Origin of the sequence: Hymenobacter puniceus, assembly GCF_014333525.1 — a bacterium.
Classification (GTDB): domain Bacteria; phylum Bacteroidota; class Bacteroidia; order Cytophagales; family Hymenobacteraceae; genus Hymenobacter.
Map to the genome: position 1 here is coordinate 256,498 of NZ_JACSCX010000002.1, position 26,948 is coordinate 283,445.

At 58.6% G+C, this 26,948-nt stretch carries 23 protein-coding genes and 1 tRNA gene; 10 read left to right on the forward strand and 14 right to left on the reverse strand.

Annotation, left to right across the window (positions count from 1 at the left end):
* Window positions 1–134 precede the first annotated feature (134 nt).
* Window positions 135–410: an acylphosphatase gene (locus H8B14_RS06170; protein ID WP_187314747.1), complete on the forward strand. Its 276-nt coding sequence runs from the start codon at window positions 135–137 to the stop codon at window positions 408–410.
* Between the two features lie 318 nt (window positions 411–728).
* Here H8B14_RS06170 and H8B14_RS06175 read toward each other — a convergent pair whose 3' ends face one another.
* From H8B14_RS06175 to typA, 3 genes are all read right to left on the reverse strand, one after another.
* Window positions 729–3,809, reverse strand: coding sequence for a DUF7948 domain-containing protein (locus H8B14_RS06175; RefSeq protein ID WP_187314748.1), 3,081 nt, complete (start codon window positions 3,807–3,809; stop codon window positions 729–731).
* A gap of 309 nt (window positions 3,810–4,118) precedes the next feature.
* Window positions 4,119–4,868 (reverse strand): YqjF family protein, encoded by a 750-nt coding sequence (locus H8B14_RS06180; RefSeq protein WP_187314749.1) that lies wholly within the window; start codon window positions 4,866–4,868, stop codon window positions 4,119–4,121.
* 125 nt (window positions 4,869–4,993) lie between these two features.
* A complete protein-coding gene (gene typA, locus H8B14_RS06185) occupies window positions 4,994–6,802 on the reverse strand; it encodes a translational GTPase TypA (RefSeq protein WP_187314750.1) in 1,809 nt (602 codons plus the stop codon).
* A 252-nt stretch (window positions 6,803–7,054) separates the two neighbouring features.
* Between typA and msrB the strand changes: the two genes are divergently transcribed.
* The 3 genes from msrB to H8B14_RS06200 all read left to right on the forward strand — a co-directional run bounded on the left by msrB (window position 7,055) and on the right by H8B14_RS06200 (window position 9,076).
* Complete coding sequence (gene msrB, locus H8B14_RS06190; RefSeq protein WP_187314751.1) at window positions 7,055–7,630, forward strand: peptide-methionine (R)-S-oxide reductase MsrB; 576 nt, start codon at window positions 7,055–7,057, stop codon at window positions 7,628–7,630.
* Between the two features lie 205 nt (window positions 7,631–7,835).
* Complete coding sequence (locus H8B14_RS06195) at window positions 7,836–8,633, forward strand: DUF3050 domain-containing protein (RefSeq protein ID WP_187314752.1); 798 nt, start codon at window positions 7,836–7,838, stop codon at window positions 8,631–8,633.
* Between the two features lie 86 nt (window positions 8,634–8,719).
* Window positions 8,720–9,076, forward strand: a complete 357-nt coding sequence (locus H8B14_RS06200; protein WP_187314753.1) for a hypothetical protein — start codon at window positions 8,720–8,722, stop codon at window positions 9,074–9,076.
* An 85-nt stretch (window positions 9,077–9,161) separates the two neighbouring features.
* Here H8B14_RS06200 and H8B14_RS06205 read toward each other — a convergent pair whose 3' ends face one another.
* Entirely contained in the window at window positions 9,162–9,803 is a 642-nt protein-coding gene (locus H8B14_RS06205) for a hypothetical protein (protein ID WP_187314754.1), read from the reverse strand.
* Between the two features lie 260 nt (window positions 9,804–10,063).
* Between H8B14_RS06205 and metG the strand changes: the two genes are divergently transcribed.
* Window positions 10,064–12,112, forward strand: a complete 2,049-nt coding sequence (gene metG / locus H8B14_RS06210; RefSeq protein WP_187314755.1) for a methionine--tRNA ligase — start codon at window positions 10,064–10,066, stop codon at window positions 12,110–12,112.
* A gap of 258 nt (window positions 12,113–12,370) precedes the next feature.
* Here metG and pth read toward each other — a convergent pair whose 3' ends face one another.
* From pth to H8B14_RS06230, 4 genes are all read right to left on the reverse strand, one after another.
* On the reverse strand, window positions 12,371–12,940 hold the full coding sequence (gene pth, locus H8B14_RS06215; RefSeq protein ID WP_187314756.1) for an aminoacyl-tRNA hydrolase: 570 nt from the start codon (window positions 12,938–12,940) through the stop codon (window positions 12,371–12,373).
* A 226-nt stretch (window positions 12,941–13,166) separates the two neighbouring features.
* A complete protein-coding gene (locus H8B14_RS06220) occupies window positions 13,167–13,739 on the reverse strand; it encodes a 50S ribosomal protein L25/general stress protein Ctc (protein WP_187314757.1) in 573 nt (190 codons plus the stop codon).
* Between the two features lie 149 nt (window positions 13,740–13,888).
* The gene (locus tag H8B14_RS06225) at window positions 13,889–14,818 is read right to left on the reverse strand and encodes a ribose-phosphate pyrophosphokinase (protein ID WP_187314758.1); all 930 of its coding nucleotides are present in this window, start codon (window positions 14,816–14,818) and stop codon (window positions 13,889–13,891) included.
* Between the two features lie 193 nt (window positions 14,819–15,011).
* Window positions 15,012–15,084 (reverse strand) — tRNA-Gln (locus H8B14_RS06230).
* A 275-nt stretch (window positions 15,085–15,359) separates the two neighbouring features.
* Between H8B14_RS06230 and atpD the strand changes: the two genes are divergently transcribed.
* The 4 genes from atpD to H8B14_RS06250 all read left to right on the forward strand — a co-directional run bounded on the left by atpD (window position 15,360) and on the right by H8B14_RS06250 (window position 19,562).
* The gene (gene atpD, locus H8B14_RS06235) at window positions 15,360–16,865 is read left to right on the forward strand and encodes a F0F1 ATP synthase subunit beta (RefSeq protein WP_187314759.1); all 1,506 of its coding nucleotides are present in this window, start codon (window positions 15,360–15,362) and stop codon (window positions 16,863–16,865) included.
* A gap of 85 nt (window positions 16,866–16,950) precedes the next feature.
* Window positions 16,951–17,190, forward strand: coding sequence for an ATP synthase F1 subunit epsilon (gene atpC, locus H8B14_RS06240; RefSeq protein ID WP_044013995.1), 240 nt, complete (start codon window positions 16,951–16,953; stop codon window positions 17,188–17,190).
* Window positions 17,191–17,460: 270 nt separating this feature from the next.
* On the forward strand, window positions 17,461–18,348 hold the full coding sequence (locus H8B14_RS06245) for a hypothetical protein (protein WP_187314760.1): 888 nt from the start codon (window positions 17,461–17,463) through the stop codon (window positions 18,346–18,348).
* A 74-nt stretch (window positions 18,349–18,422) separates the two neighbouring features.
* The gene (locus tag H8B14_RS06250; protein WP_187314761.1) at window positions 18,423–19,562 is read left to right on the forward strand and encodes a trans-sulfuration enzyme family protein; all 1,140 of its coding nucleotides are present in this window, start codon (window positions 18,423–18,425) and stop codon (window positions 19,560–19,562) included.
* A gap of 99 nt (window positions 19,563–19,661) precedes the next feature.
* On the opposite strand, the gene H8B14_RS06255 is transcribed toward H8B14_RS06250, so the two are convergent.
* From H8B14_RS06255 to H8B14_RS06265, 3 genes are all read right to left on the reverse strand, one after another.
* Window positions 19,662–20,819, reverse strand: coding sequence for a DegT/DnrJ/EryC1/StrS family aminotransferase (locus H8B14_RS06255; RefSeq protein WP_187314762.1), 1,158 nt, complete (start codon window positions 20,817–20,819; stop codon window positions 19,662–19,664).
* Between the two features lie 130 nt (window positions 20,820–20,949).
* The gene (locus tag H8B14_RS06260) at window positions 20,950–21,612 is read right to left on the reverse strand and encodes an acetyltransferase (protein ID WP_187314763.1); all 663 of its coding nucleotides are present in this window, start codon (window positions 21,610–21,612) and stop codon (window positions 20,950–20,952) included.
* A 26-nt stretch (window positions 21,613–21,638) separates the two neighbouring features.
* Complete coding sequence (locus H8B14_RS06265; protein WP_187314764.1) at window positions 21,639–22,274, reverse strand: sugar transferase; 636 nt, start codon at window positions 22,272–22,274, stop codon at window positions 21,639–21,641.
* 148 nt (window positions 22,275–22,422) lie between these two features.
* Here H8B14_RS06265 and ispE point away from each other — a divergent pair, with 148 nt between their 5' ends.
* Window positions 22,423–23,244 (forward strand): 4-(cytidine 5'-diphospho)-2-C-methyl-D-erythritol kinase, encoded by an 822-nt coding sequence (gene ispE, locus H8B14_RS06270; protein ID WP_187314765.1) that lies wholly within the window; start codon window positions 22,423–22,425, stop codon window positions 23,242–23,244.
* 133 nt (window positions 23,245–23,377) lie between these two features.
* Here ispE and H8B14_RS06275 read toward each other — a convergent pair whose 3' ends face one another.
* The 3 genes from H8B14_RS06275 to tgt all read right to left on the reverse strand — a co-directional run bounded on the left by H8B14_RS06275 (window position 23,378) and on the right by tgt (window position 26,832).
* Complete coding sequence (locus H8B14_RS06275) at window positions 23,378–24,316, reverse strand: DMT family transporter (protein WP_187314766.1); 939 nt, start codon at window positions 24,314–24,316, stop codon at window positions 23,378–23,380.
* Between the two features lie 218 nt (window positions 24,317–24,534).
* The gene (locus tag H8B14_RS06280; RefSeq protein WP_187314767.1) at window positions 24,535–25,611 is read right to left on the reverse strand and encodes an LptF/LptG family permease; all 1,077 of its coding nucleotides are present in this window, start codon (window positions 25,609–25,611) and stop codon (window positions 24,535–24,537) included.
* 90 nt (window positions 25,612–25,701) lie between these two features.
* Entirely contained in the window at window positions 25,702–26,832 is a 1,131-nt protein-coding gene (tgt, locus tag H8B14_RS06285) for a tRNA guanosine(34) transglycosylase Tgt (protein WP_187314768.1), read from the reverse strand.
* Window positions 26,833–26,948: the final 116 nt, after the last annotated feature.

The following is a 26,948-nucleotide window of genomic DNA, read 5'->3' on the forward strand; positions in this document are numbered from 1 at the left end:
GTCAGAAGTCCGCAAGATCGGGCACGCGCTTCGAACCGGCCGGCATCACGCAGGCGTTCCGCGCCGTATTAAAGCTGGCAGCTGGCCTGTCCAGGCGCAAATCAATGGGTGCCCTTTGCTCAAAAACCGTTTCTATGGCTAGTCAACACCGCGTTATTCTTGTTTATGGCCGCGTGCAGGGCGTATTTTTTCGACAGTCGGCGCAGGAGCAGGCCCGGCAGCTGGGTGTCGGCGGCTACACTCGCAACAACCCCGACGGCAGCGTCACCATTGAAGCCGAAGGCCCGGTGGAGGCGCTGGATGCCCTACAGGCCTGGTGCCACCATGGGCCGCCCGCAGCGCAGGTGCACACAGTGCAGGCCACGGCCGGGCCGCTGGTTGGGTACTCTGGCTTTGAAGTGCGCCGGTAAGGGCGTGGTTGGGGCCGATAATAGTACGCTGGCTCTGGCTTTTCTTGGCGCTGGTGCATTCCGCCACCCCAACCAGGCTGCCGGCGCACCCATACCGAGGGACATGACCAAAACATTCCTGCCCCGGCAGCAGGCAATATGGAGGGCCACTGGTAAGGCTTTCTCGATGCTCTAAACGCACGGAATTGGATGCTTTATCTCTTGGCATCCACCACTAGGCACTACCAGCTAAAAAATGGCCTCTGACAGGCTACATATGTAGTCTGTCAGAGGCCAGGAGTTGCATTTTTAGCGTATTGCTATCTGCTGAATAACGAATCAGCGGCTCACTTCCAGCCAGCCTTTGAACGTCAGGCCACATTCGGGGCGAGTGGCAAGGTAGTAGTACAGGCCCGTTGGCTGCTCCTCGCCCTGCCACGAGTCGTCGTAGCGGGAAGCATGGTATACTTCCCTGCCCCAACGGTTGAAAATGCGTATCTCCGCTCCACGCAGCTGGCCCAGCAGCCGGAAGGTTTCGTTTTTGCCGTCTCCGTTGGGCGTGATGATATTGGCTGGCTGCCGCAGGGCTATGGCCCGGACTTCGAAGCGTTGCACGGCGTCGCATTTGCCGGCCACGGCCACCGTGACGGAATAGCTGCCTGGCTGCTGCACAGCAATACTTCGGCTGGTAGCTCCCGTCGACCACAGGTAGTTGCCCGGCGTGTAGGCTTCCAGCACCAGCGGCTGAGCACAATCCAGTGAGTCGCTGCGGTACTGCACGGGTATGGGGGCCGTTGCCTCTATTATTACGGAAGTCGTATCCCGGCTGATGCCACAGGTAGAGCGCTGCTCCACTTCCAGCCGCGCCCGGTAGCGGCCGGGCTGCGTGTAGCGGTGCTGGGGGGTGAAGGTGGTATCGATAGGCGAGCCGTCGCCGAAGTTCCAGCGGTAACGGTTGGTACTAGCAGCCGAAACGCTGCTGGTGTTGCCAAACTGAACGAGCAGAGGCGCGCAGTTCGGGGCCACGGCCGGCACAGCTGCCCGCACCGGTGGCGGCCCCGTAACCACCACCAGCACAGAAGTCGTATCCCGGCTGATGCCACAGGTAGAGCGCTGCTCTACTTCCAGCCGCGCCCGGTAGCGGCCGGGCTGTGTGTAGCGGTGCTGGGGGGCAAAGGTGGTGTCAATGGGCGAGCCGTCGCCGAAGGTCCAGCGGTAACGGTTGCCACCACTGCTGGTGTTGATGAACTGTGCCAGCAGAGGCGCGCACCCCGGATTGACAGGCCGTATTGCCGCCTGCGGCGGAGCGGCAGCCCCGGAAAACGAGAATTTGAAGACTGCCCCGGCATTGCCGGTTACGTTGCGGACACTAACGTAGGAACCGGGCGTGGTTGGGAACTGGGTGGAGGTCGTACACTCCACATGGTAAAGGTCGCCGTTGCGGGTTATCTGGTTGGATGCCGCGAAGTGCAGGTGAGTCTGGAAACCCTGAGGCCCCCCGAAGTAGCTGCCGTATACCAATGCCTGCCCATTGCCTGAAAGTGCGCCCAGATACAGACTGCGCGGAGCCCGTTGCAGCGCATCCGCCGACAGCGGACAGTTGCTGGCCGTCGTGTAGGCACTGAACAGCAGCCGGCCGCAGCCATCTACTCCAAAGCCAGTGACAATGTTGGAATCCAGAAAGCCGGAGCTACTGCCCATCCCAAGCTGAGTGGCAAAAGCGGTGGCACCCAATGTGGGATTAAGGCAATGGATAAACAGCCTGCTGGTGGCATTGGTCGACTGAAACACGCCGGGCGTAGTGGGGTAGCTGCCTGCAGTAGCTCCGGCCACCAGAATCCGGCCGCTGGCATCTACGTCCAGAAACCGGGCGGCATCCTGCTGCGTGGTACCCAGGAATGTGCCATTGCGCAGCGTAGCTCCGGTGCTACTTAGGCTGACCACAAAGCCATCGGTGCCGCCAAGCAGTGTGCGGTTGAGGCCACTGGCGCCCAGCGGCAAGTTGCTGCTGCTTGTGGAGCCGCACGCGTAAACTGAGCCATCGGCAGTCAGCAGCAGGTCGTGCACCTGGTCCAGACCCGAGCCGCCCAGGTAAGTCGACCAGCGTAACTGATTGAGGCCGGAATCGAAGCGGGTGATGCAGCCGTCGATACCTGACGACTTAGTGTTCTGCACGCCATTGAGGGTGGGAAAATCCGAAGAACTTGTGGTGCCGCCCACCAGCACGTCGCCGCCCGGGGCCACTACTATGCTGGCCGCAATGCTGGAAAGCGAACCTCCCTCGCTGCTAAAGCCGCCCAGGTAGGTGGAGCCCAGCAGTTGGCTGCCGGCCGTGTTTAGTCGGCTGATGACGTAGTCCTGCGACCCTCCAAGCGTGCGGTCGAAGCCACCCGTTGGCCGGAGGGGGTAGTCAAAAGAAGAGGAAAGGGAAAGAAGAAAGGGCTCCTGCGCGTCGTTGAACGCAATGTCGAGGGGGTATTCACTGCTGTTGCCGCCCAGATAGGTGGCGTAAAGCAAGCCGCTGCCCGCTGCGTTGAGCTTCATCAAACCGATGTTGCCGCCGCGCATTGTTGTTTGGTAGGCGCCCAGCGTCACTGGAAATGGCGTTGTCAGAACATAGCCCGCCACATACGTCTGGCCCTGGGCGTCGGCGGCCGCCACATTCGCCGACATGCCGCCCGAGTTGCTGGTATAGGTGCTGAATACAAGCGAAGGGTCGATGGTGAGCGGCCAACGCGGGTTGCGCCGGTCTACCACGAAACCTACCTCATGCCCGCGCAAAACAAACCGGCATTTCACTGGGTGGCGCTGGCCTTGTGCATCCGTCTGCCAGGCTATCGGGGGCTGTTCCGTAATAACTCCCATTGAAGTATGCAGCCGTAGGGCGTCATCCACTAGCTCCAACTGTTCGAGGCCTTCATAGCGCAGCCGGATGCGCGCGGGGTCGGTACCGGCGGCCAGCTCGTAATCGTACTTAAGCTGGCCGGCTGCCGTGTGCCAGACCATATCCACACCCGGATACAGCTGCGAATAGCGTACCGCTTGGAATAACGGGACTTTGGAGGCCCATTTGGCGGGGTCGTTACCCACGAAATAGTTGTGGTAAGCCGCCAGCTGCTGCTCCCCCGCTACTGGGCTGCTAGAGCGGGCTCCTACCAGCTGGGCCCGGAAAGCGTGTCCACGCACTGGTTGCGAAGCGGCAGCATCGGTGTGCTGTTCGTGGTCTGGCGCCACCAGGTTGTAAGAAAAGCCCGTAGGCTCCAGGAAAAGCCGGCCGCCGGGAACATCGGCCGCAAACTGTACCTGGGTTGGCCATTGGCCCTTATTCGCAACAAAGTCAAATAAGCTTTTCGGGACTTCAGCTGCCCACACACCCGGCACCAGGCAGAAAGCCATCAATAGGGATAGTAGTTTTTTCATGCGTAGTTATTAGTTCTGACACTAGTTGTAATGAAACCAGAAGGCATAGGCCCACAATCCGGTAAAGATAGAAGCGGGCCCATATACTTAGTGCCTCCCTGCCATAGGATATTGAAAATAAAAGCCGCTCAATAAGGTGGGTTGCAAGCCGTAGCAACCAGGATTGCAATTCGGCTGCTGAGCGTCACTGGTGCCGGCACGCGCCGCAGTGTGTAGCCGTGTAACGGCATGCTTGCTCTCATCTTGCCACCGCTGTTCTGGTTTCACAAACGTGGTGGTTTATCGGACACTAGGCCAGCGTCTGGCCGCTTACACGCGGCGCAGTTCCTGCACCTGCACATCCAGCGGATCGGTGGCGTAGAGCAATGGCGGCCCCAGCGGTGTAGGCAGGCCGTGGCTTTCCACCAGCGTCGAGTCCCATTCGTGCAGCGTCGCCGCTCGTAGGGTCCAGGGCTCATGAAACAGGCGCCCGCGCCACAAGCTGCTGCCCTGTACATCCTGCATTAGATTGGGGCCGGCAGTGTACAGGCAGTAGCGTTCCGTAAGAAAGTATGCCAGTGTGCCCAACTCAGCTTGTGGAAGTACTGCACCGGGCTTCCAGGTAGCCGCGAAAGTAGCAGGAGCGGCACCCCGGTGGGTGCGTTCCGCCACCGCCCGCAGCATGCCCGCTTTTTCCGTCAGGCTGATACGCGCGTGCAGGTATGGTAGGTGAAACAGCGTGCGGGCCGCCCACACCCCCAGCGGCTGTGTGGCATCCAGCGAGAGAAACCACACGCCCGGCACGCCATCGAGCGTGGCGTAGGTGCGCACGTTCAGCTCGTGCAGGGCGCTCAGGCCCGGCACGGCCGGCAGCCCCAGCGGCCGGATATCACTCATCGTGAACGGCACCACGCCCAGCCAAGCCTGCCCCGCAAAGGTGTCTACTTCCAGCCGGGCCGGCAGGTAGGGGCGGAGCAGCTCGGGCGGCACGGGCCAGTGCGCAAACAGCAGGTTGCTCCAGCGCTGCCGCATCAGGTGCAGGCGGCGGGCAGTAGGGGAAGTAACCAGAAAATCAGGCATGAGCAGTTGCGTACAAGACGAATGACACTATAACAATCGGCCTGCCCAGAACGCTTACCAGGGCTAACAAAAAGGGGGACACAGCCCCTAGCCGCGTCCCCCTTCTGTTTTCCTTCACGTAAAGCTTAGTCTACTTTCTTAGCCGAACGCAGACGCTCGTTTTCGTCGAGCAGAATCTTACGCATCCGCACCGATTTCGGGGTTACTTCTAGGTATTCATCTTTCTGGATGTACTCCATGGCTTCTTCCAGCGAGAACTGGCGCTTGGGCACAATCTTTACGTTGTCGTCGGTACCCGACGCACGCATGTTCGTAAGCTTCTTGCCTTTCTGGATGTTGATGGTCAGGTCGTTGGGGCGGGTGTGCTCACCGATAACCTGGCCGGCGTACACTTCCTCACCGGGCTCCACGAAAAACTCACCACGGTCCTGCATCTTGTCGATGGTGTACGCGGTGCCGGCACCCGTATCCATCGAAATCAGCGAGCCGGAAATACGACCCGGAATAACACCTTTATAGGGCTCGTAGGCCGAGAAGCGGTGGTTCATGATGGCCTCACCAGCGGTGGCGGTCAGCACGTTGTTGCGCAGGCCAATCAGGCCGCGGGCCGGGATGTTGAACTCCAGGTGCTGCAGGTCGCCCTTCGGCTCCATAATGGTCAGCTCGCCTTTGCGCATCGTTACCAGCTCGATAACCTTGCCGGCAGTTTCCTCGGGTACATCTACTACCAAGTGCTCAATCGGCTCCAGACGGTTGCCGTTGTCGTCCTCGCGGAACAGTACCTGCGGCTGGCCTACCTGCAGCTCAAACCCTTCACGACGCATCGTCTCGATGAGTACCGACAAGTGAAGAATACCGCGGCCGTACACCAGGAACGTGTCTTCCTTATCGGTTTCCTTTACGCGCAAAGCCAGGTTTTTCTCGGTTTCCTTGAACAGACGGTCGCGCAGGTGACGCGAAGTCACGAACTTACCTTCCTTACCAAAAAAAGGCGAGTTGTTGATGGTGAACAACATGTTCATCGTCGGCTCGTCGATGCTGATGGTCTTCAGGCCCTCCGGATTCTCGGCGTCGGCGATGGTGTCGCCAATGTCGAAGCCTTCGATGCCGGTTACAGCGCAGATTTCGCCTGAGCTAACTTCCGAAACTTTGGTGCGACCCAAGCCTTCGAAAATCTGCAGCTCTTTGATTTTTACTTTCTTGATGGTGCCATCACGCTTCACCAAGCTCATGTTGGCGCCTTCGCGCAACGTGCCGCGGTGTACCCGGCCAATGGCGATACGGCCCACAAACGACGAGTAGTCGAGCGAGGTAACCTGCATCTGAGGCGTGCCGTCCAGGGTAGGAGCGGGCGGAATGGAAGCTACTACCGCGTCGAGCAGCGGAATGATGTTGTCAGTCTTTTCTTTCCAGTCGGTGCTCATCCAGCCCTGCTTCGACGAGCCGTACAGGGTCACGAAGTCCAGCTGGTCTTCATTGGCGCCGAGGTTGAACATAAGATCAAACACCTGCTCGTGCACCTCATCGGGACGGCAGTTTTCCTTGTCTACCTTGTTCACCACCACAATTGGCTTCAAGCCCAAGTCAATGGCTTTGCCCAGTACAAAACGAGTCTGGGGCATGGCGCCTTCGAAGGCATCAACGAGCAGCAACACGCCGTCGGCCATTTTCAGCACCCGCTCTACCTCGCCGCCGAAGTCGGCGTGACCAGGGGTGTCAATGATGTTGATTTTAACGTCTTTGTATCGGACCGATACGTTTTTAGAGACGATAGTAATGCCTCGCTCACGCTCCAGGTCGTTGTTATCGAGGATCAGGTCGTCGAACTGCTGGTGCTCATCGAACAACTTCGAGGCATGAATGATCTTGTCCACGAGCGTGGTCTTGCCGTGGTCAACGTGGGCAATAATGGCGATGTTCCGGATGTTCTGCATACAAAGGGGTTTCCGGGCGCAAAGGTACGGAATGTTTGTTGCAAATAAATTTCAGTAATCAATTGTTAATGAGTGGCGAAGAAACGGACAACACTAAAAAAGTTAATTGCCTGTGCTATTGAGACTCTATGGCCGCCTTTGCGGAAGAGTATATCAGGTTAAGACCGAACCGTGGCCTGGTTGCGTATGTTGAGCTTACAGACGGCTGCGTGCAGCCAACTTGGTTTTTTACTCCTGTTTTCCGGCTTTTTTATGCGCTTCCCCTGCCTGATTGTATTGCTTTCCGTGCTGACATTGAACACGGCCTGCTCCCAGAAAAAGACCACCCGCGACGCCAAAATGGATGCCGCCGATTCCCCTCGCTCCACCACGGCCCCTTCGGCGGCAGCTAAAGTGTATCCTAAGCCCCAGGTGGTGACAGGCAAGCCCGACGAATTTCCGGTGCGTAAAACTGATGCGGAGTGGCGCAAGCAGCTCACTAGAGAACAGTACTACATCTTGCGCGAGCAGGGTACTGAGCGGCCCTTCAATAACCCGTACCACGACAACCACGAAAAGGGCTACTACTATTGCGCCGCCGACCACAATCTGCTGTTTTCGTCGGAAACCAAGTTTGAGAGCGGTACGGGCTGGCCCAGCTTCTGGGCCCCTGCCACTGCAAGCAGCCTGAAGGTAACAGCCGACAACACCATGGGCATGAGCCGCGACGAATTGGTTTGCGCCAAGTGTGGCGGCCACCTCGGCCACGTTTTCAACGACGGCCCAAAGCCCACCGGCCTTCGCTACTGCATGGATTCCTACGGTATGGTGTTTGAAAAGGCGAAATAGAAGAAGTTGTCAGTTGAGGAGTGTAGTCTCTGATAACTGATAACCAGCATCCAGCACCTGACAACTATTTTTGCGTTTCGGCCCGCTGGCAAGCCAAGCCGGTAGGCCACTTCGTTTGTTGTACTCCGGAAGCCATAGCTGGTCTGCTTGTTTTTTGCCCCCAGCATCCGTGCAATCCAGTCAATCCTCATAACCTGCGATTCTCATGTCCACTCCACTTCATTCTGATGCCATTGCTGGCTTGCAAGAAGCTTTAGCTCCGTCCCGGCAGCAATTGGTTGCCCACAGCGTGTATCAGTCACTGCATTCTCTCGAAGATCTGCGCGTGTTCATGCAGCACCACGTGTTTGCTGTCTGGGATTTTATGTCGCTGCTGAAGGCACTGCAACGTGAGCTGACCTGTGTGGAGGTGCCGTGGGTGCCCCGTGGCAACCCGGCCACACGCCGCCTCATCAATGATATTGTGCTGGAAGAGGAAACCGACGTTGACCCCGAAGGCCGGCCTGCCAGCCACTTTGAGCTGTATCTGCGCTCCATGCGGGAGTGCGGCGCCGACACCGCCCCGATTGAGCGTCTGCTGGCCGCATTGGCCCAAGGCGCCACCGTAGCTGAGGCCCTGCAAGCCGCCAACGCGCCGGCCTCGGTGCGCGAGTTCGTGCTGGATACCTTCCGTATCATTGACTCGGGCCAGCCGCACGCCGTGGCTGCCGCCTTCACATTTGGCCGCGAAGACGTCATTCCCGATATGTTCCGCCATTTGGTGCACGACCTGCGCCAGCGTTTCCCCGGCCAGCTCGACACGTTCACCTATTATCTTGACCGACACATTCAACTCGACGAGGAAGTGCATACGCCTTTGGCCCAGCAAATGGTACGCGACCTATGTGGCGTTGACGCCCGTCGCTGGCAGCAGGCCGAGGAAACCGCTAAGCGCTGCATGCAGGCCCGCGTAGGCCTCTGGGACGGAATACAGAAGGCGCTGGAGCCACAGCTCGTAGGATAGGCCCTACATCAGCCAACCCAACGGCAGGATAGGTCGTTGTAAGAAAAGCAGCGCCAGCCTCGGCGTTGGTGGCTTTTCTTCTTCCAATGAAAACGACTCGTATTTATTCGGTGTCTGGTATGCTGCTAATCGGCGCAGCTGGTTTGCTAAGCTCCTGCTTTACGTCGCAGGAGACGTCCAATGAGGTGGCACGGCCCACGGCTGTTCCAGCTGAAATCAGGACAGATGCTGACCGTCAGGCGGCATACAATAGCGGCGGCGGCTATGGCGGTTCCGTCCCGGACGCTACTCCGGGCCGTGTGCAGCTAGGGGAGCAGGCCAGTGGTATTAATTCTCGCAAGCGCCCGGAAAGTCTCAACACCAACGAGGCCAACACTACTTCTCAGGAAACCCGCCTCCGCCGCCTCAATGGTGCGCCAGTAGATACAGTGCGCCGGCCCTAGCTTGCCGGCTTCCAAAGCAGAAAGATGCCCCAGCGCTTCATGTAGAAGCACTGGGGCATCTTTCTGCTTTGAGAGCTAATGGGTGTTAGGATTCAGTGCTAGCGGAATCGGCTGTAGCATCCGTTGGAGCTGCCGGAGTAGGCTTGGGTGCTGCCTTGGAACGGGAGCGGGATGCTGCCGGGCGCGCCGCCACAGGGGCTGGTTTAGCGGCAGACGAAGCAACCGGCTTTACAGTAGAAGCTTTGGTGGCCGCCTGTGGGCGAGTGGCTGGTTTAGCTGCCGTACGCGCGGTTGGGCGGTTGGCTGGCTTGGCTGCAACTGCTGGCGTTGGGTCCGACTCAGTGGAGATACTGTCAGAGGCGGCGGCGGTGCCATTTTCGTGGTGACGCACTATGGTGTGCAGTGCCTGCTCGAAAAGGTGTTCCATATCCGCATCGAGGCGTTGCGTAGCATCTTTCACCACTTCCTGCAGCTTGGCCTTGGTTTCCTTGCGGATACGCTTTACTACCTCACTGATGCGGCCATCCAGTTCCTTCTGTAGCTGCTTGGCTGCTGATTTCAACGCTTTTTTCTGCGTTGACTTCTTGTTGGCACGGGTATCAGCAAGGTTGCTGGAAGCATCTTTGGCTACCTTAGCTGCTTTACGCTGCGCCTTTTCAGCCGAGTCTTTTTCTTTGGCGGCTTTCTTCACCTTCTTAGGAGTTTTCTCCTGATCAGAATTTTTCATGGCTTGGGACATTAGGGTAGGGAGTGCTGACTTCTGATACGCAATACTCAGCAGTAAGTGGCATAAATATAGGAGGATTTATAGGCTCGGATGCTAAGGGTAGATGCAACTGTAAGCCTTGAAACCTTCTTCAGCCATGATATCTGCTGTGCTCTGCGCATCCGGCAGCTGGGGCGTTCTTCTTTTTACTTGTTCCTTTGCACTCCCGTTGGCTTTCCGGTCTCGGTTTTCTTTTGATTTAGCTGCTTTCTGCCCTCGATATGGCCTCTTCTCTTCCCAAGCGCTACACCGTCACGGCCGCGCTGCCCTACGCCAACGGCCCCGTGCACATCGGCCACCTGGCCGGCGTGTACCTACCTGCCGACATCTACGTGCGCTACCTGCGCGCCCAACAGCGCGACGTGAAATTCATCTGCGGCTCCGATGAGCACGGCGTGCCCATAACTATTCGGGCCCAGAAGGAGGGCGTCACCCCCCAGCAGGTGGTTGATAAGTACCACGCCATCATCCGCGACTCGTTCCAGGATTTCGGCGTGTCGTTCGATATCTATTCGCGCACATCCTCTAAAACGCACGCCGAGGTAGCCAGCGGCTTTTTCAAGAAGCTCTACGAGGAAGGCAAATTCATCGAGCAGACTTCTGAGCAGTACTACGATGAGAAGGCCGACCAGTTTCTGGCCGACCGCTACATCGTGGGAACCTGCCCCAACTGCGGCAACGAAAACGCCTACGGCGACCAGTGCGAGAAGTGCGGCACCTCCCTCAGCCCCACCGAACTGATTAACCCCCGCTCCATGCTCTCGGGCAACCAGCCCGTGCTGCGCGAAACCAAGCACTGGTATTTGCCGCTCGACCAATACGAGCCCTGGCTGCGCGAATGGATTGTGGAAGGTCACAAGCAGGACTGGAAAGCCAACGTGTACGGCCAGTGCAAATCCTGGATTGACCAGGGCCTGCACCCCCGCGCCGTGACTCGCGACCTGGACTGGGGCGTGCCCGTGCCGGTAGCCGGGGCCGAGGGTAAGGTGCTGTACGTGTGGTTTGATGCGCCCATCGGCTACATTTCGGCCACTAAAGACCTGCTGCCCGACACCTGGGAAACCTACTGGAAAGACCCCGAAACTAAGCTGGTACACTTCATCGGCAAGGACAACATCGTGTTCCACTGCATCATCTTCCCCACGATGCTCAAGGTCCACGGCAACTACATCCTGCCCGATAACGTGCCCGCCAACGAGTTCCTGAATCTGGAAGGCGACAAAATCAGCACCAGCCGCAACTGGGCCGTGTGGCTGCACGAGTACCTGCAGGATTTCCCCGGCCAGGCCGACGTGCTGCGCTACGTGCTCTGCGCCAACGCCCCCGAAACCAAGGACAACGACTTCACCTGGAAAGACTTTCAGGCCCGCAACAACAACGAGCTGGTAGCCAACCTCGGCAACTTCGTGAACCGGGCCGTGGTGCTCACCCATAAGTTCTTCGCGGGCAAAGTACCCGCCGCCGTGGGCTTCACCACTGAGGACGAGGACGTGCTGCGCCAGCTGCAGGAGTTCCCGGCCCGCATCGGGGAGCTGATTGACAATTACCGCTTCCGCGACGCCCTGAACGAGCTGATGAACCTCTCGCGCCTCGGCAACAAGTACCTGGCCGATCAGGAGCCCTGGAAGCTCATCAAAACCGACGAGGCCCGCACTGGCACCGTGCTACACGTATCGTTGCAGCTGGCTGCCGCGCTGGTCACGCTGCTGGAGCCCTTCCTGCCCGAAGCCGCCGCCCGCCTGGGTGGCATGCTCAACACCGAGAAAGGCACCTGGCCCCAGGCCGGCCGCCCCGACGCGCTGCCCGCTGGCCACCAGTTGGCCGAAGCCGCCCTGCTGTTCACCAAAATAGAGGACGCCACCGTGGAAGCCCAAGTGCAGAAGCTGCTCGACACCAAGAAAGCCAACGAGCTGGCCGCCGCCGTAGCCGCTCCCGCCAAAGAGGATGTGAGCTTCGAGCAGTTCCAGCAGATGGATCTGCGCATCGGCACCATCGTGGCCGCCGAGAAGGTCGCCAAAACCAAAAAGCTGCTCAAGCTCAGCGTAGACCTCGGTTTCGAGGAGCCCCGCACCATCGTCTCGGGCATTGCCGAGCACTTCCTGCCTGAGGCTCTCATCGGCCAGCAAGTGCAAGTGCTGCTCAACCTCGCCCCCCGCGAAATCAAAGGCATCCAAAGCCAGGGCATGCTCCTGATGGCCGAAAACGCCGACGGCGTACTCAGCCTCATGCAGCCCAGCAGCCCCGTGCGTCCTGGTTCCGGCGTGGCGTAAGCTGTAGCTTGTGCCAGACAGAATTTGTTATGGAATTGCTATTAGACTTGTTGCTTTCCTACCCGGGCGCCGGTATTCGGTGGCTTTGGCACAGAGGCAAAATACCCTACAGTAAGCTGCTGGAAGATGATTTTGAATACAACAGCTTGCCTGTATTTTTGCTAATCGGATTTCTGCTGGTTGTTGGAAGCATCATCTTGTGACAAACAAAAAGCCTTTGCTGAGTTATCAGCAAAGGCTTTTTGTTTGAATGCCAAGTTACTTCACATTCACCACGTTCATAGCCCGTTCCACGCCCATAGCCCCAAAGGCCAGCACGGCTTCGGCGGCTTTTTCCAGGCGGCCTTCTAGATCGATGTTTTCATCAGCGGAAAAGGGGCTGAGCACGTAATCCACTTGGCGGCCTTTTGAGAAGCTGGAGTCGATGCCGAAGCGCAGGCGGGCGTATTCGTCGGAGCCCAGGGTTTCCTGGATGTGCTTAAGGCCGTTCTGGCCGCCGGCTGAGCCCTTGGCTTTCAGGCGCAGCTTGCCGAAGGGCAGGGCCAGGTCGTCGGTTACGACCAGCATCTGCTCTTTCGTCAGCTTGAGCGTGCTCAGCCAGTGGGCCGCCGCTTTGCCGCTCAGGTTCATGTAGGTGGTGGGTTTCACCAGCACGTAAGTGTGGCCTTTGTGCTTGATTTCAGTGGTGAAGGCGTGGCGGCCCAGCTGCCAGGGCCCGGCGTCGTGCTTGCGGGCCAAATAGTCGCCCACCATAAAGCCCACGTTGTGCCGCGTATCGGCATATTCCGGCCCGATGTTGCCCAGGCACAGCACAAGAAACTTGCTCACTGATTTTGCGGATTTTTAAACAGATTTCACAGATTCTGTAGACGACTACAGCGTGGATTGTCGCCCACACTCATCGACGGTGCAAAGATGCACCGTCCGGTATCAACCAACATTCATTTTCATAAAACATAAAAGCCGCCCTGCAACAGGGCGGCTTTCATTAACCAAGTACGAATCGTCCACAAAATCCGTGAAATCTGCGGAAAATCCGTGTAATCAGTGGTCCTTATTTGTCGGCCGACATCTGGCCTTTCAGGGCACGTGGGATGGCTACGGTCGCAATCGGGGCCTGCTCGTTGGTCAGGATGGTGTAGTTGTTTGGCACAACTTTGCTCACCTTGATTGACTTGCCGAGGCCCAGCTCTGAAATGTCCACTTCTACGTATTCAGGCAGGTTTTCGGGAGTTGCACGCACTTTGATCTTGCGCAGCTTGCTCACCAGTTTACCACCAGCCAGCACACCTGGCGAAACGCCTACGTACTTCACAGGAACTTCCATCTTCACTTCTTTGCCTTCCTTCAGCTCCAGGAAGTCAACGTGCAGCAGCATTTCGTTCACGGGGTGGAACTGCGCATCCTGCACGATGGCGCTGTAGTGCGTGCCTTCCACGTTCAGGTCCACGATGTGAACTTCGGGCGTGTACAGCAATTCGCGGAAAAGGATAGCGGGAGCGGAGAAGTGCACCTGCTCTGCACCACCGTACAGTACGCATGGTACATAAGACTCCAGGCGGATAGCCTTGGCGTCCTTCTTACCGAGATTCGCTCTTTTAAACCCTACAATCTCGAGGCTTTTCATAAAAGTGTGCTTTTGAGGAAAAAAACGTCTACCCAAAGCAGGCAAACGGGCCGCAAAGATAAGCGGATAGTTTGGGAAAATAGGGCAAATGATATAAAAAGAACGTCATTCAGAGCGGAGCGGGGAATGACGTTCTAATTGGCTACTGCTTACACGAACAACGAGCTAATCGACTCGTGCGACACTACATTGTGAATGGCCTGCGCAAACAGCTGCGCCAGCGAAATAACTTTGATTTTGGGATTCTGCTGCTTCAGTGGAATCGTGTCGGTGATGACCAGCTCTTCCAGCGCCGAGTTCAGAATCCGCTCGTGCGCTGGGCCCGACAGTACGCCGTGTGTAATCACGGCCCGCACCGATTTGGCGCCGCGCTCCATCAGCAGCTCGGCGGCTTTGCAGATGGTGCCAGCTGTATCCACGATGTCATCGACGAGCACTACGTTCATGCCGGTTACGTCGCCAATCACCTGCATCGAGGCAATTTCGTTAGCCCGCAAACGCATTTTGTCGCAGACTACGATTTCGGCCCCAAACTTCTTGGCGAAGCCGCGGGTGCGCACCACGCCGCCCACGTCGGGCGAGGCGAAGATGAGGTTCTCGAGGTTGAGCGACTTGATATACGGTGCCGTGACGGTAGCCCCATCCAGATGATCAACGGGAATATCGAAGAAGCCCTGAATCTGGCCGGCGTGCAGGTCGCAGGTCATCAGGCGGTCGGTGCCCACGCTCTGCACGAAGTCGGCCACTACTTTGGCGCCGATGCTCACGCGCGGCTTGTCTTTACGGTCCTGGCGGGCGTAGCCGTAGTAGGGCATCACGACCGTAACCGAAGCAGCGGAGGCACGCTTGGCGGCGTCCACCATCAGCATAAGCTCCATCAGGTTTTCGGCCGGCGGGTTGGTGCTCTGGATCAGGAATACAGCGCAACCCCGGATACTCTCATTGAAGCTGGGGCCCAGCTCTGTGTCGGCGAAACGCTGGATGCTTAGGTCGCCGAGGGGCTGGCCGAAGGCTTCGGCGATTTTCAAACCCAGTTCGTGGGAGGCGTTGCCCGCGAATATTTTTACCTGCTGTGGCATGGAGTACTGGAAAAGAGGGGAAGGTTAGAAAACGCCTGTCATTCCGAGCGGAGCGAGGAATCTGAGGGAAAGTTGTTCAACAATGCTGACTCAGATTCCTCGTTGCACTCGGAATGACAGAAACTGAAAAAGCGAAAGGCGCCGACTCTTCCGATTGAGGAAGAATCAGCGCCTTTCGCGTTGTAGTAGTCGGTTGTCCGACCAGGGCTCGAACCTGGACTTTCTTGAATCAAAATCAAGCGTGTTGCCAGTTACACCATCGGACAATTTCCCTCGGTTTCCGTTGCCGGTGTGCCGTTTGGGTCTGCAAATGTAGTACGGCTTTTTTTCAAGACAAACTTTCGTCGAATTTTTTTTCAGAAAATTTGGCCCTGTCAGCCTGAAAAGGGCCTTTTACTCGATCTGAGTGCCTGATTTTCAGGCTGCGAGACGCGCAAAATAGCAATCAAAACTTTCCTGAAAGTCTGTCTTTGGCAAAGCGGGGATTAAGCCGTAGTTTTGCGGCCTGAAAAGTTGCATCCCACTCCATACATAAAACGTAATGGCGAATAACGGCAAAATCACCCAGGTTATCGGTCCCGTTGTGGACGTGAGCTTCGCGGGTGAAGGCTCTAAGCTCCCCAACATCCTCGACGCCCTCGAAGTCATCAAAGACAACGGCCAAGTCGTAATCCTGGAGTGCCAGCAGCACTTGGGTGAAGACCGTGTGCGCACCATCGCCATGGACTCGACGGAAGGCCTGACCCGCGGCGCCGTAGTGCGTGACCTGGGCGCGCCTATTTCCATGCCTACCGGCGACAGCATCAAGGGTCGTCTGTTCAACGTAATCGGGTATGCCATCGACGGCATTCCGCAGCCCACGAGCACCACGCGCCTGCCAATTCACCGTCAGGCCCCTCGCTTCGAAGACCTCGCTACTTCTTCGGAAGTGTTCTTCACTGGCATCAAAGTAATCGACTTGCTGGCTCCTTATGTAAAGGGTGGCAAAATCGGTTTGTTTGGTGGTGCCGGCGTAGGCAAAACCGTACTGATTCAGGAACTGATCAACAACGTGGCCAAGGCCTACTCGGGTCTGTCGGTGTTTGCCGGTGTGGGTGAGCGTACCCGCGAAGGCAATGACCTGTTGCGCGAATTCATCGAAGCCAACATCATTCGCTACGGCGAGGAGTTCAAGCACTCGATGGAAGAAGGTGGCTGGGATTTGAGCAAGGTAGACATGGCCGAGATGGAGAAGTCGCAGGCGACGCTGGTGTTCGGCCAGATGAACGAGCCTCCCGGAGCCCGTGCCCGTGTAGCCTTGTCGGGTCTGACGATTGCCGAAAGCTTCCGCGACGGCGACGGCACCGGTGCCGGCCGCGACATCCTGTTCTTCATCGATAACATCTTCCGCTTCACGCAGGCAGGCTCCGAAGTATCGGCTCTGCTGGGCCGGATGCCTTCGGCCGTAGGGTACCAGCCCACGCTGGCCACTGAAATGGGCGCCATGCAGGAGCGGATTACCTCCACCAAGCGCGGTTCCATCACGTCGGTACAGGCCGTATATGTGCCTGCCGATGACTTGACTGACCCGGCTCCGGCCAACACCTTTGCTCACTTGGATGCCACCACGGTACTGAGCCGCAAAATCGCCGAGCTGGGCATCTACCCAGCCGTTGACCCGCTGGACTCCACCTCGCGCATTCTATCGGCCGCCGTACTCGGCGATGAGCATTACAACACCGCCCAGCGTGTGAAAGAGATTCTGCAGCGCTACAAAGAACTGCAGGACATCATCGCCATCCTGGGTATGGACGAACTCTCCGAAGAAGACAAGCAGGTAGTAAACCGCGCCCGCCGCGTGCAGCGCTTCCTGTCGCAGCCCTTCTTCGTGGCCGAGCAGTTCACGGGCCTCAAAGGCGTACTCGTTGACATCAAGGACACCATCCGCGGCTTCAACGAAATCATCGACGGCAAGCACGACCACCTGCCGGAAGCTGCTTTCAACTTGGTAGGCAACATTGAAGATGCCGTAGCCAAGGGTGAGAAGCTGATGGCAGAAGCTAAATAATGTGCTGATTTTAGGATGTGCTGATGTGCTGGCTCTGGTCGCGCATCAGCACATCAGCACAGCAATCAATTAGCACATCAAGCACATGCATTTAGAAATCATCACCCCCGACCGTAAGGTTTTTGAAGGCGAGGTTACGTCGGCGCAGTTTCCGGGCACCGATGGCCTGTTCGAGGTTCTCAACAACCACGCCCCGCTGATTTCGGCTTTGAAGGCCGGCAACGTGGTACTGAACGGCGGCGCTACCACTTTCCGCATCGACGGTGGAGTGGTGGAGGTGCTGCGCAACAACGTAATCGTGCTGGCAGAAGGCGCTTCGGCGTAAAGCTGCCAAAACCAGTTTCAGCAAAGCCCCGCACCTGTTATTAGGTGTGGGGCTTTTTGTGTCTGGGCGAGTTGGTGGTTGAGGCAGGAAATGAATGGTCGGACATAAGCAGAGTAGTTGGATTTTCTTTAACTGCCTGAGCAACCTGTTTTTTTGACGTTTGCCTCACTGCTCCCTACTTATTTCTTACTACTTAATCGGATTGACTGACTGAGAAATTTGATATGGCTCGTAGCTTGCGCCACTCATTTTTCTGCTTTGCCAGCTGCTATGCGTGTTATTATGCCTCTGATGGGTCTGCTGCTGCTGACGGCGGCCACGGGCTTTGCCCAAACCTTTCCTATCGATTACCGCCGAGCAGTGCAGGCCCGGGATACCGCCAAGCAGCGGCGGGTGCTGGCCGCCTGGCAGCTGAAAGAGCCCAACAACCCCGACCGATACGTGGCGCAGTTCAATTACCTGCTGCGCAAGTCCTACCGCGTAGTGGTGAGCACGGCCCCAGCCGCTGGCCGGGGTGTAGCGGTGCAAAAGCAGGATGGTAGCGCCGCCGGCTCCCTCAATGAAGGCTACGAGCCGCGCCTGCTGGAAGCCGCCCGCAACACGCTGCGCGAAGGCATACAAGTGGCCCCGGACCGGCTGGATATGCGGTTCGGGCTGGCTAAAACGTATGAAATGACGCATGAGCCGGTGCCGGAAGTGCAGGTGCTGACGGAAGCGCTGGCCGCGCGCAAAGCCAGCGGCAAGCCGTGGCGCTGGCAGGAAGGCAAGCCCCTGCCGGGGCCGGAGGCTGTTTTTTTGCCTGAAAATCTGGAAGAGTATATGCTGCCTTACTGGCAGGCCGATACGCCCGAAGACGCCGAAGTAGCGCGGCAGCTGGCGGAGCTCGTCAGCGAGTACTACCCGGAAAGCTCCCTTGGGCCTTTCAACTTAGCCATGTACCACAGCTTGCATGGGCAGGAGGGCCAAGCCTACGCACTCTACCAGCGGGCCAATGCCAGCAAGCCCAACGACTGGCAGACGCTGGCTAACCTCACCCGCCTGGCCATCAACCTGAACCACAAAACCGAAGCCCAGCAGTATCTGGCGGCGCTGCAGAAGCTGCCGGCGGGGCGGCCAGCCGCCGCTCAGCTAGGCAAAGAAGTGCGGCTGATGAAATAGTGCCCGGCTGCAACCAGCGCCGTACTTTGCCGTTGTTTTGCCCCGCGCCCGATTTTTCGCCCACTTTCCCACCCATGCACATTCACCCCAAAATCACCCCGATTTACCAGACCTCCGTCTTCAAGTTTGAAGACCTCAACGAGCTGGAGCTGTATTTCGGGGAGCCTGGCAGCCGCTACCTGTACTCGCGCAACGGCAACCCCAACACCGACGAGCTGGCTGAAATGGTGACACACCTGGAAGGTGGGGCCGGCGCAGTGGCCACTGGTTCGGGCATGGCGGCCATCTTTGCGGCCCTGATGACCTACTGCACAGCCGGCGACCATGTGCTGTGTGCGGCCGACATCTACGGTGGCTCGGCAGCGCTGCTCAACCAGGAGCTGGACCGGCTGGGCATTACCGTCAGCTATGTGCCGTTCGGCGACCTGGCTACTAACCTGGCCGCCCACACGCAACCCCGCACCCGGCTGTTGCTTTGCGAAACCATCAGCAACCCGCTGCTGCGCGTGGTAGATTTGCGTGCCGCTGCTGAGGCCGCTCACGCGTTGGGTCTGAAGCTGGTGGTGGACAACACGTTTGCGTCGTCGGTGCTCACGCAGCCCTTCGGATACGGCGCCGACCTGGTGATGCATAGCGTAACCAAGTACCTGGCGGGCCATTCCGACGTGACGGCTGGCGTGGTAGTGGCGCGCACATACGAAGATGCTGCCCGCCTCAAGCAAATCGGGACGCTGTTTGGGCTCACGCTGAGCCCGATGGAAAGCTGGTTGGCAGTGCGCGGTATCAAGACGCTGCGGTTGCGCATGGAAGCGCATTGTCGCAACGCACAGGCCGTGGCCGAACTGCTGGCGCAGCATCCGGCGGTGCAGGAAGTGTTTTATCCGGGTTTGCCGCAGCATCCGCAGCAGAATTTGGCGCGGGAGCAAGGTGCCGGCCGGTTTGGAGGCATGGTTTCGTTCCGGCTGCTAGACGACACCACCGACGCCGTAAACCGCTTCATACAGGCCAGCCAGCGGTTCCCATTTGCCCCGTCACTGGCAGGCGTTGATTCGTCGCTGTCTTACCCGGCAGGCACCTCGCATAGGGCCTTGGCGGAGGAGCAACGGCAGGAGTTGGGTATCACGGCCGGACTTGTGCGCCTGAGCGTGGGCATTGAACCAGTGGAGGAACTACTGGCCGATCTGCACCAGGCACTGGAAGCCACGATAATTTAATACTGCCTGTTGTGCGTTTGTACTAGGTGCTTGGCGTTTTGTGCTGAGTGTACCGGATATTGAACTTTATATACCGGCAATGCGGGCTTTGTGCTGATTTCAAGAATGGTGGTGGCAGGCGAAGGCGTCGCGGATGGTTTCCGCAACCCGCTGCAGGTCAGCTTCGGTAAGAGCCGAACCAGAGGGGAGGCACAAACCCTGAGTAAATAAATCGGCACAAACCTCACCACCAAACATGGGCACGCCAGCAAAGAGCGGCTGCAGATGCAGCGGCTTCCAGAGCGGCCGGCTCTCGATGTTGCGCGCCTCCAGATGCTGCCGCAGCAGCTCCGGCGTAACGGTGGTTTGAGCTGGGTCGAGCAGCACGCACGTCAGCCAGCGGTTGGAGCGGCCTTTGGCGGGTTCCGTGGGACCAAACGAAAAGCCCGGCAGGCCCGGCAGCAGCTTCTGATACCGTCCGAAAACCTCACGGCGCTTTTTCACCCGGTCTTCGAGAAGTTCCATCTGGCCCCGCCCGATGCCAGCCAATAGGTTGCTGAGACGGTAATTGTAGCCCAGTTCGGAATGCTGGTAGTGCGGGGCATTGTCTTTGGCCTGCGTGGCCCAGAACCGGGCTTTTCGGTCCCACTCGACGCTGTTGGTTACTAACGCACCGCCGCCGCTGGTAGTCAGGATTTTGTTGCCGTTGAACGAGAAAACGCCTACTGCGCCAAATGTGCCCAGCGGTTGGCCGTCGTAGCGGGCGCCCAGTGCTTCGGCGGCATCTTCCAGCACCGGCACCTCAAACTCGGCGGCCACGGCCATTATTTCGCGCAGCTGACACGGCATGCCATACAGGTGCACAACAATCAGGGCCTTGGGGCGGCGGCCCTGCTGAATACCTGCTTCAATGGCCCCACGCAGCCGCTGCGGGCAAAGGTTCCAGGTGGTGGTTTCGCTGTCAATGAAAACCGGCGTGGCGCCGAGGTAGGTAATGGGGTTGGCGGTGGCCACGAACGTAAACGACGGGCATAGGACTGTGTCGCCGGGGCCGACGCCCAGAAGCTTCAAGCCAAGGTGAATGGCAGCTGTGCCGGAGGTGAGAGCCACGCAGTGCTTCATGCCCGTAAACTCGCAGATGTCGCGCTCAAAGCCATCCAGATTCGGACCGGCCGGGGCCACCCAGTTGTCTTCGATGGCCTTATGCAGATAGTTCAGCTCGTGGCGGCCGAGGTGGGGCGGGGAAAGGTATATTCGGTCGTAATCTTGGCTGCGCATTGTAGAACTAAGGCGTAAGCTTCCGCTTGCGTTGTGACGGGTGAATCGGGATTCAGAGCAGTCCGGCTGAAATGGTTGATAGGTTGTCTTGCCGGCTGAATACCGTGTAGCAGGCACAGGGCCCAACTACCTAAATCTGATGCTGCTTAATGATTTGGGCTGGTACGCCCACTGCAGTGCAATGCGCCGGCAGGTCGCGCACGGCTACGGCCCCGGCGCCCAAAACGGTACCGGTGCCCACTCGTACATGGTTAATAACGGTGGCGTTGGTGCCTAAGTACGTATTGGCTTCCAGATGAGCACCCCCCCCGATATTGGCGTGCGGCATCAATGAGCAGAAGTCTTCCAGTACGGCATCGTGGCCGATAGTGCAGCCCAGATTAAGCAATACGTGGCAGCCCAGCGTGATGTCGCAGGTGAGAATACAGCCCTGACTGACAATGCAACCCGCCCCGATCTGCAAACGCTGGTAGGGAGCATGCGCCACACCCGGGTGAATGAGCGCTGGGAAGCTAAGGTGAGACGACGTCAGGCGGGCCACTATGGCAGTGCGGTGGTGGCTGTTTCCTACGGCTACTGCTACTTGCAAAGGTTGGGTTGCGGCATTGAGGTCGGCAGCAGTACCCAGGTAGGGCAGCCCGTGCAGGGTTGTGCTGGCGGGGCGTACGTCATCGTAAAACCCCAGCACATTCCAGGCAGGAGCTACAGCATTTATCTGGTGCACCAGCATCAGTACTTCACGCCCCAGCCCGCCTGCCCCGAAAATAACGAGCGGCACCAAGGAAGAATCCATATCAGCTTGCGTAGGTTGTGGCATCGTCAGGATCTGGTAGAAGAAGAGCCCCGAAAGGCTTCGGTGGTAGCCTGGCCGGCGGCCGTAATGCCGTGGGCACTCAGCACGCGCCCCGCCGTGCGCAGCAAAATCCGCAGGTCGAGGCACGGGTTGTAGTGGTCGACGTACCAGACATCGTACTCGAATTTCTGCTCCCAGCTGATGGCATTGCGGCCGTTCACCTGGGCCCAGCCCGTAATGCCGGGTTTCACTTCGTGGCGGCGGGCTTGTGTGGCAGAATAGAGGGGCAGATACTGGGAGAGCAGCGGCCGCGGGCCAATCAGGCTAAGGTCGCCGCGCACTACGTTCCACAGCTGCGGCAACTCGTCCAGCGACGTGGCGCGCACCCAGGCGCCCAGGCGTGGCAGCCGCGTGGCATCGGGTAGTAGCTGGCCTTGGTCGTCATGGGCGGAAGTCATGGTCTGGAGTTTATAGAGCGTGAACAACTGGCCACGCAGCCCTGGCCGTTGCTGCCGGAAGAGCCACGGGCCGCCGTTCTGTATGGCCAGCGCCAGCACCACGGGCAGCAGCAGCGGCAGGGCCAGCACCAGCAGTGGCAGCGCCACTGCTACGTCTAGTGTGCGCTTGCCCCAGCGGTGGTACCAGGTAGCAGTGGAAGACATACGCGGCAGGCAATTGGGACGGTTTGTGAAACGAAAACGATTTAGTGGACTGCTGCCAAAAAAAACGCAGCGTGGCGGGCCGGAGTCAAACTAGTACGGAGTACGTCTAAGGTGGTAGCATCAGCAAAGCTACCACTACATTTGCGCCATGCTCGTTTTTCCGAACGCCAAACTCAACCTGGGCCTATACATCACCGGCCAGCGGCCCGACGGCTTCCGCAACCTCGAATCGGTGTTTGTGCCGCTGCCGTGGACGGACGCGCTGGAAGTGCTGCCCGCCCCGGCCGGTACTGATACCACGCTCACGCTAACGGGTATTCCCATTCCTGGTGAGCCGGCTACCAACCTTTGCTTGCGGGCTTACAAGCTGCTGAAAACTGATTTTGATTTGCCGGCTGTGCAGCTGCACCTGCACAAAGTGGTGCCCATCGGGGCCGGTTTGGGCGGCGGGTCGGCAGATGCCGCGTTTGCGTTGCACGCGCTCAACGAGCAGTTCGCGCTAAACCTGACAGTTGATACACTCGAAGAATACGCCCGCCAATTAGGCTCGGACTGCGCCTTTTTTATTCGCAACAAGCCGGTTTTTGCTTATGAAAAAGGCGACGTATTCAAAGCAATTTCGCTGGACCTGACCGGCACTGCCTGCGTGGTCGTGTATCCTGGCCTCCACATTAGCACCGCCGAAGCGTACGGCCGCGTGCAGCCCCGCACCCCGCGCCACGATCTGCGCCTGGCCCTCCGTGAGCCGCTGGAAACTTGGCGCCACACCGTCAGCAACGACTTCGAGGAAGCCCTGACGCCCTACTACCCGGTGCTCGGCGACATCAAGCAGCAGCTCTACGCCGCCGGGGCCGCCTACGCCAGCCTCTCCGGCTCCGGCTCGGCCGTGTACGGCTTGTTTCCGGGCCTGGAGATGCCGCCGCCTATAGAGCTGCCTGCCACGTATCAGGTCTGGCGCGGGCGGTTGTAGAGGCAAGATTACAGAACTGTCATCCTGAGCTTGCGAAGGACCTTATCCCGTTCGGACTACCATTGAATAGATACCGTTCTGCTGTGATAAGGTCCTTCGCAAGCTCAGGATGACAATGCCAGCATTTTGCGCGCTACTTGCCCACCAGCACTTCGGCGGCCTCGGTTTGGCGCTGGCGGCGTTTCATCCACTGGTCGAGGACGGGGTGAATAAGCACGCTAAGCAGGATAACCACAGTGCCCAAGTAGAAGCCGGTAGACAGCTTTTCCTGGCCGAAGCCGGGGATGCGCAGCGTGTACATAAGTACGGCCAGCAGGATGCCGTACACCGGCTCCAGGTTGATGGTCAGGTTCACCACAAAGGCCGAAATGCGCTTCATCAGCTCCACTGAGGTGGAAAAGGCGTACACTGTGCACACACCAGCCAGCAGCAGCAGCCACAGCCAGTCGTAGCCCTGTAAGCCTAGTTGCAGGCCCTGGCCGCCGGTGAAGTACTGGCTGTAGATGGGCATGAACAGTACGATGCTCAGGCAGGCGCCGCTCATTTCGTAGAGTGTGAGTTGAAACGGTGTGTGGCGCTTCACGAGCTGCGAATTGAGCACGCTGAATAGCGCCGACAGTCCCGCCGACAGAATGGCCACCAGCAGCCCCGCCATCTGGTCCAACTCGGCCTGCGACACCAGGTACAAGCCCACCATCGTCAGCAAGCCCAGCCCCACTTCATACAGCCGCACGCGGCGCCACAGCACCAGCGGCTCCAGCAGTGAGGTCCAGAGGGCCAGCGTGGCCAGCCCGGCCAAACACACACTCACCGAAGACAGGCGGGCGGCCAAAAAAAACGTAATCCAGTGCGCTGCCACCAGTGCCCCGATGCCCAGCATCTTCAGCGCCTCGCGGCCGGCCACGCGCCACGGCTGCCGCCGCGCCACCAGCAGCACCGCCAGCCCCGTGGCCGCCAGCAGCGTGCGCCAGAACACCAGCTCCACCGGCGGCACCGATATCAGCTTGCCCAGAATGGCCGTGAAGCCCCAGAGCAGGACGATGAAATGCAGGCGGAGGTAGTCTTTTAGCATAGTAGGGTCTTGGGGGCTTGGTTTTTTGGTTCTGTCATCCAGAGCAGCGCGAAGGATCTTATGAGATAAGAACGAGGCGTTGTGAAATGGCTGGCGCGGAAGTACGCGGAGGCAGGAGACGGTTCGCGTAGCTGTTCTGTTGTCATCAGGTCCTTCGGCTACTGCCTCAGGATGACAGCACATCAACCAAGCCCCCAAGTCCCTAAGACCCCAAGCCCCTACCGCGGCACCACGCGGTAGAGCACCAGCCCGATGCCGGTGAAAACGATGCTCGGAATCCAGGCGGCCAGCAGCGGCGACACTTCCCCGACCTGCGCAAAGTTGCGGCTCAGAATCACGAAGATGATGAACACAAAGGCCAGCACGAAGCCCAGCGCAATCTGCCCGCCCACGCCCGCACGGCTTTTGCGCGCACTCATAATCACGCCGATGATAGTGAGAATGAACATGGCGTAGGGATATGCGTACCGCTCATATTTGTCACTCAGGTATACCTGCGTGTCATCGGAGCCCCGTTCTATCTTCTGCTGAATGTAGCGGTTCAGCTCGGGCAGCGTCATGGTTTCGCTCAGGCGGTAGGTGCTGGCGAAGTCCTTGGGGTAGAGGTTGAGCGTAGTGTCGCGGGCAGGCAGCGAAAGCAGCGTTTCCCGCTGCCCCCGGAACGTGCGCACCAGCTGCGGCGAGAGGCGCCAGGCCCGCTTGGTAGAGTCCCAGGTGATGGCCTCGGCCGTCATGCGCCGCTTTAGCAGGGTACCCTCAATGGTTTCGAGCGCAAACTTGTAGCCGATGTTGTTGACGTTGTCGTAGCTTTCCATGAAGGCGTAGCTGTTCGGCCCGATCTTCATGTGCACGTCGCGCCCCTTGAAGCGGTAGGGGTTCTTAATGTACTTACGCTCGAATTCCACCCGCGTCTTGTTGGCGTACGGAATGATCCAGCCGGTAAGAGCAATGGTGCTGACGCCCAGCACGAGGCTGCCCATCAGATAAGGCACCAGCAGCCGCTTGAAGCTCACGCCCGACGCCAGAATGGCCACGATTTCGGTGCGCGCCGCCAGCTGCGCCGTCACGAACACCACCGCAATAAACACGGTGATAGGGGAGAGCAGGTTGGCATAGTACGGAAACAGGTTCACGTAATACTCCGTGATGATCTGCCCCGCACCCAAGTTGTGCTGGATGAAGTCGTCGTTCTTCTCCGTGAAGTCAATCACGCAAATCACCATCACCAGCACTACCACCGTGAAGAAGAAGGCCGTGAGGAATTTCCGGAGAATGTACTTGTCGAGGATGCGCATTCAGTTGTCAGTTATTAGTTGTCAGTTGTTAGTTTCTGATTATCAGTTTACTATCAGCCTGACAACTGACAACCAATAACTAACAACTCTTTACAGCCGCGTCATCACCTGCTTCACCATCTTCTCCTTCCACTCGCGGAAAGTGCCGGCCAGGATTTGCTCCCGGGCCTGCTTCACCAGCCACAGATAGAAGCTCAGGTTGTGAATGGAAGCCAGCTGCGGCCCCAGCATTTCCTTGCTCTGAAACAGGTGCCGCAGGTAGCTGCGCGAGTAAAACGTGCTGACGTGGCCGCCAAGTTCGGCGTCAATCGGCTCGAAGTCCAGCTCCCACTTTTTGTTGGTAACATTCATGATGCCCTGCGTGGTAAACAGCATGCCGTTGCGGGCGTTGCGGGTCGGCATCACGCAGTCGAACATGTCTACGCCCAACGCAATGTTTTCCAGAATATTGGCTGGCGTGCCCACGCCCATCAGGTAGCGCGGCTTGTCTTTGGGCAGGATGTCGCAGACGATTTCCGTCATTTCATACATCATGTCGGCCGGCTCACCCACGCTCAGGCCGCCAATAGCGTTGCCCTCGCGCCCCTGCTCGGCAATGAATTCCGCGGAGCGCACGCGCAAATCCTTGAATGTAGAGCCCTGCACAATCGGGAACAGCGTCTGCTGGTAGCCGTAGTGGCCCTCGGTGCTGTCGAAGCGCTGGATGCAGCGCTTCAGCCAGCGGTGCGTCATGTCGAGGGAGCGGGCGGCGTAGTCGTACTCGCAAGGCCAAGGCGTGCACTCGTCAAAGGCCATAATGATGTCGGCCCCGATGGTGCGCTGGATGTCCATCACGCCTTCGGGCGAGAAAAGATGCTGCGAGCCATCAATGTGAGAACGGAACTTCACGCCTTCCTCCTTGATCTTGCGGGTGCCGCTGAGCGAGTACACCTGGTAGCCGCCCGAGTCGGTGAGAATGGGCCGGTCCCAGCCGTTGAACTTGTGCAGGCCGCCGGCCTGGCGGAGCACCTCCAGACTGGGGCGCAGGTAGAGGTGGTAAGTGTTGCCGAGGATGATCTGGGCCTGCACCTCGTCCTTCAGGTCGCGCTGCTGCACAGCCTTCACCGTGCCGGCCGTGCCGACGGGCATAAAAATGGGCGTCTCGATGGCGCCGTGTGCCGTGTGCACCACCCCGGCGCGGGCTTTGGTGTGCGGGTCTTGCGTTACTAAGTCGAAGGTCATTCTGGGAGGAGTCAGTTGTCAGTTGCTGGTTGTCGGTTGTCAGGTAGAGCATCTTCTTATCTGAAAGAACGAACTGGCAACTGACAACCAGCAACTGACAACTGATATGCCCACAA

What these genes read in the sequence shown, in the direction of transcription:
- H8B14_RS06170 (WP_187314747.1), top strand. Translation starts at nt 135, where the DNA reads ATGGCTAGTCAACACCGCGTTATTCTTGTTTATGGCCGCGTGCAGGGC.
- H8B14_RS06175 (WP_187314748.1), bottom strand. Translation starts at nt 3,809, where the DNA reads ATGAAAAAACTACTATCCCTATTGATGGCTTTCTGCCTGGTGCCGGGT.
- H8B14_RS06180 (WP_187314749.1), bottom strand. Translation starts at nt 4,868, where the DNA reads ATGCCTGATTTTCTGGTTACTTCCCCTACTGCCCGCCGCCTGCACCTG.
- typA (WP_187314750.1), bottom strand. Translation starts at nt 6,802, where the DNA reads ATGCAGAACATCCGGAACATCGCCATTATTGCCCACGTTGACCACGGC.
- msrB (WP_187314751.1), top strand. Translation starts at nt 7,055, where the DNA reads ATGCGCTTCCCCTGCCTGATTGTATTGCTTTCCGTGCTGACATTGAAC.
- H8B14_RS06195 (WP_187314752.1), top strand. Translation starts at nt 7,836, where the DNA reads ATGTCCACTCCACTTCATTCTGATGCCATTGCTGGCTTGCAAGAAGCT.
- H8B14_RS06200 (WP_187314753.1), top strand. Translation starts at nt 8,720, where the DNA reads ATGAAAACGACTCGTATTTATTCGGTGTCTGGTATGCTGCTAATCGGC.
- H8B14_RS06205 (WP_187314754.1), bottom strand. Translation starts at nt 9,803, where the DNA reads ATGAAAAATTCTGATCAGGAGAAAACTCCTAAGAAGGTGAAGAAAGCC.
- metG (WP_187314755.1), top strand. Translation starts at nt 10,064, where the DNA reads ATGGCCTCTTCTCTTCCCAAGCGCTACACCGTCACGGCCGCGCTGCCC.
- H8B14_RS06220 (WP_187314757.1), bottom strand. Translation starts at nt 13,739, where the DNA reads ATGAAAAGCCTCGAGATTGTAGGGTTTAAAAGAGCGAATCTCGGTAAG.
- H8B14_RS06225 (WP_187314758.1), bottom strand. Translation starts at nt 14,818, where the DNA reads ATGCCACAGCAGGTAAAAATATTCGCGGGCAACGCCTCCCACGAACTG.
- atpD (WP_187314759.1), top strand. Translation starts at nt 15,360, where the DNA reads ATGGCGAATAACGGCAAAATCACCCAGGTTATCGGTCCCGTTGTGGAC.
- atpC (WP_044013995.1), top strand. Translation starts at nt 16,951, where the DNA reads ATGCATTTAGAAATCATCACCCCCGACCGTAAGGTTTTTGAAGGCGAG.
- H8B14_RS06245 (WP_187314760.1), top strand. Translation starts at nt 17,461, where the DNA reads ATGCGTGTTATTATGCCTCTGATGGGTCTGCTGCTGCTGACGGCGGCC.
- H8B14_RS06250 (WP_187314761.1), top strand. Translation starts at nt 18,423, where the DNA reads ATGCACATTCACCCCAAAATCACCCCGATTTACCAGACCTCCGTCTTC.
- H8B14_RS06255 (WP_187314762.1), bottom strand. Translation starts at nt 20,819, where the DNA reads ATGCGCAGCCAAGATTACGACCGAATATACCTTTCCCCGCCCCACCTC.
- H8B14_RS06260 (WP_187314763.1), bottom strand. Translation starts at nt 21,612, where the DNA reads ATGGATTCTTCCTTGGTGCCGCTCGTTATTTTCGGGGCAGGCGGGCTG.
- H8B14_RS06265 (WP_187314764.1), bottom strand. Translation starts at nt 22,274, where the DNA reads ATGTCTTCCACTGCTACCTGGTACCACCGCTGGGGCAAGCGCACACTA.
- ispE (WP_187314765.1), top strand. Translation starts at nt 22,423, where the DNA reads ATGCTCGTTTTTCCGAACGCCAAACTCAACCTGGGCCTATACATCACC.
- H8B14_RS06275 (WP_187314766.1), bottom strand. Translation starts at nt 24,316, where the DNA reads ATGCTAAAAGACTACCTCCGCCTGCATTTCATCGTCCTGCTCTGGGGC.
- H8B14_RS06280 (WP_187314767.1), bottom strand. Translation starts at nt 25,611, where the DNA reads ATGCGCATCCTCGACAAGTACATTCTCCGGAAATTCCTCACGGCCTTC.
- tgt (WP_187314768.1), bottom strand. Translation starts at nt 26,832, where the DNA reads ATGACCTTCGACTTAGTAACGCAAGACCCGCACACCAAAGCCCGCGCC.